This is a genomic window from Pseudomonas sp. 05N434 (assembly GCF_056396965.1).
Genome location: NZ_JBFTMK010000536.1, coordinates 1 through 3,476 on the forward strand (window position 1 = coordinate 1; position 3,476 = coordinate 3,476).

5 protein-coding genes are annotated in these 3,476 nt (G+C 53.2%); all 5 read right to left on the bottom strand.

Annotated elements, in window-relative coordinates:
* Positions 1-156: 156 nt before the first annotated feature.
* Complete coding sequence (locus AC1DLB_RS25260; RefSeq protein ID WP_477744118.1) at positions 157-672, bottom strand: hypothetical protein; 516 nt, start codon at positions 670-672, stop codon at positions 157-159.
* A 49-nt stretch (positions 673-721) separates the two neighbouring features.
* Positions 722-1,213, bottom strand: a complete 492-nt coding sequence (locus tag AC1DLB_RS25265) for a helix-turn-helix domain-containing protein (RefSeq protein ID WP_095155734.1) — start codon at positions 1,211-1,213, stop codon at positions 722-724.
* Positions 1,214-1,624: 411 nt separating this feature from the next.
* Positions 1,625-1,813 (bottom strand): hypothetical protein, encoded by a 189-nt coding sequence (locus tag AC1DLB_RS25270; protein WP_477744117.1) that lies wholly within the window; start codon positions 1,811-1,813, stop codon positions 1,625-1,627.
* 504 nt (positions 1,814-2,317) lie between these two features.
* On the bottom strand, positions 2,318-3,067 hold the full coding sequence (locus tag AC1DLB_RS25275; protein ID WP_477744153.1) for a hydroxypyruvate isomerase family protein: 750 nt from the start codon (positions 3,065-3,067) through the stop codon (positions 2,318-2,320).
* Between the two features lie 179 nt (positions 3,068-3,246).
* The coding region (locus AC1DLB_RS25280) for a hypothetical protein (protein ID WP_477785855.1) at positions 3,247-3,476 on the bottom strand (230 nt) is incomplete at its 5' end.

Genomic DNA, 3,476 nt, shown 5'->3' on the forward strand with positions numbered 1-3,476 from the left:
GCTTAACATTGATCTCGACTACGCAGACAGCAGAAAATTTGTCGGCGGAGCTGCGGAGGCCTGGCTAGCCAGGGTCATATGAAGGGAAATCGCAGGCATATGGGTTGTTCTGCTTCAGTGCAGGAGACTTGCCTTCGAGGCCGTCCTTCCTCGTAGTCACTTAATGTTTCGGATCTTGGCCTCGGTTGCGTGATACGCAGTAACCGGGGCCAAGTACCTTATAGCCCCGTCCTCGCATACTTTTACGACCGCCAAGGCGTAATAGCTGCCGTTGCCTACGCTGACCTTTCTGCCGGTGTTAAAGAGAATACCCTGAGCATGCTTGGGCTTGTTCAAGCCTATCTGGCTGTAAGCGCAGTACGCGTTCACCAGGATCTGCAAAGCTTCTTCTGGGGTGCAGTGGTCTTTGCTCTCGCGAGAATCCAATGGATGAGCGATGGCTTGAAGGTCAATCAAAATGCCCCTCCGGTTTGGCTCCGACCAGCCCTTTTCACGGCAAATACGCTTTATCCGGTCAAACTGCTTGGGAGTCAGCAAGTAGGTGAATTCAGGCGCATGCTGCACCTGGCTCAATTCGACACCTGCCTCGCGCATGCTGATGACGACRCTCATCAACTCACGGAAGGCATCTGCCAGGCTTTCATCACCCAGTTGTGTGGCGGTTTTGTTCATCGTCGTACTTCCTTTGGGTTCGACGACTGAATCGTCCACCGCTGTCCTCTTATTTGACCAATTCCAAAGTGGCTGGCTTTTTACGTGTAGCACGGCCGTCACCAGTAGCTTTTTGCTTCTCGCGCGCGTCCACGATGGCTTTAGCGTACGGGGTAGCGGCCTCGATGATCCCATCGAAGGAATAGCGATTCGCGAGGTTACCGCCCAACTTCGACTTTCGGGCGTGTCGAGTGATGAATTTCATTTCCTCAAGCTCGGCGATTGACCGCTGGATTGTCCGGGCCGTTACCCCAATTTTCTTAGCAAGGGTCTCTTTGGTCGGATAAGGATCATTGCCCGCCTGCCACCAGTAGCCGGCCAGATGCAGAATGATCACGATATGCAGGTGTTTCAGCCCCAGTTGTTGTGAGCAGTCGAAAAGCACATTGGGAATGGCTGTCCATCCCGCCGCTACCAAATCCTTTCCCCACCGTTTCTCGATTTCCTTGCTTTCTACCGGCGCCGGCTTTTTCGCCTTCACCGTTGTCGTTAACTTAGTCATCCCCTGATCCCCCTTAATTTACCGTTGGCTGGAGTATGGTGGCTCTAAACAGGGCTGGCAACGGTGGGGGGGGAGGCGCCTGTGTCAGCCCCTTAAGTTAAGTTTACTGTGTCTCGATTGGCTAAATGTGTTTCAAAGTTGGATGTGTTTAGCGATGAGTATGTTTTGGGAGTCGACAATGTCTCCTGGAGGGAGAAAGCTACGCCTCTAAGGAGGAAGACATCCACGCCTTCAGTGGGGGTCATAAAAGCCTCCCCTATCGTGAAAAAAAAACTGATTTTTCTGAGTTTTTTTTCAAAAGGCGTCTCATAGGCGCGCTTTACGACTGACTCAAGCCCTCATATTTCGCAATCATCGGCTTGTTTTTTCTGGTCGTAGGGGTCATTGGGTGCTCGCCTGGAACTGAATGTCCTATTCGTTAGCTACGTAGTTGGCTTCCTCACGCCATTTGCTAATGGCATTTGGTTCGGAACTTCCACGGACAACGATCTGTTTTCCGCGAAAATCCGCATAAGCTAGGTATGAGCGTCCGTCCTTCACCACCCAGCCCTGAATCTGTTTGCCATCGATTTGGGCGTGAAACTGTTTTGCTGCGCTCATGACCAAGGCCTCCGTCGGTTTGGACCAATATGCCGTCACGACAGACTTCGGATCAAATCTGATCAGCAGGATTTATCTTGGCGCGGCGATAGTTCAACTCCTCGTTAGCTGGGCCTGTGCACAAAGGGTAAGAAGTGGACCAGAGACAAGCCTCCGGCAGTGGAAAGGATCGCCAGCGGCCGGCCCAGAACACCGGCGCGAAATTTACTCAGCATCCCGCATTCCGGGTTCGATTCCACAGAAAGCCATAACTAGCTGATTTATTTATAGTTACTAGTTGGGGTACGCCGAATTTTCCAGCGAATTCCAGACCCGCAGAAAACCTAGCCTCGCCGCAAGCTACCGTTCGTCTGGTGCCGGCACCATACAAAACAAAGCCCTCGTAGAAATACGAGGGCTTTGTTGTTTCTGGCATCTAGAGAGGCAGCCCTTGTAGATACCGTCTTAACCCTCCCCTGCGCCAAATCTACCTGCACGCCGCCCCATCACAATTTCACTTCAGCGCTAAGCACTTAACTGCCTAATCCAGTCAAGACTCGCCACGGTAGAACCGGAAGGCCGGTATTCACACCCGATCCATCCTGTGTAGCCACGCTGCTCCAGCGCTGCGAACAAGGCTGCAAAGTCGATGCTCCCCGTTCCCGGCTCGTGGCGCCCCGGGCAGTCGGCAATTTGCACATGAACTGTTCTGTCGTAAAACCGAGCCAGAACATCTGCTGCGTCTCCGGTCAGAAGCTGGGCATGGTAAAGATCGAGGATCAGCCCGACACTCGGGAAGGTTTCCAGCACTTGTTGCGCCTTGCTGAAGTCAGCCATGTAATAGCCCGGCATCTCCTGCGCACAGATTACTTCGATAAGCGGCCGCAAACCCTGATCCTCGAAGTACTTGACGGCATACTCCAGGTTGCTCCCGAAGACACGCCCTGCGTCATCCTGCGTCGTAACACCAGACATAATGTGGACATCCGAACATGCCAGCGCCTTTGCATAGCTGGCGGCCCGGAGCAAACCGTTGCGAAACTCTTCCTCCATGCCCTGCAAGGCAGCGATGCCTTTGGTAACACCAGCCGGTGCAGCGAATTGAATCAATGGCAGACTGTATTGAGCCAGATGGTCGGCCAAGAGACTCGCGTCGAACTCATAGGGTGATGGGAACTCCACCGCCCGAAAACCAGCTGCGGCGGCTGCTTCGATGCGTTGCAGAAAAGGCAATTCATTGAATTGGAAGCCGAGATGAGCATTGAACTTGAGCATTGGGTAAATATCCATCCTGGGAAGAAACGAAATCATCAGCCTGAAGCATCCTTCGTAGCTCCAGCACAGCACTATAGGTTGACGTTGTCAGCAAGCTCAAATCGTGCGGGACTTTTTTGCTCAAACCAGGGATACGACGATTTCCATTTGGGAAAATAACGTTGCCCCTTTTCCACTTCTCAGAGGTCATTGTCCCCAGATACCGCTCCTGGCTGGGGCTCTTTGCCAATAAAAGGGGCGGTTTCCACTTCCAGCATCAGCAACACCATTTCCGTCAACTCGGCGTCGGACTTCTGTCCCGCATAGAGGTCATGGAGTGCTTTGGCAAAGGGGATGCGCAGGTCCTGGTTTTCTTCGCGGGCGGTATCGCTGGATTGCATGAGTTCGCTGATGGCTCGCAGCACAGCCG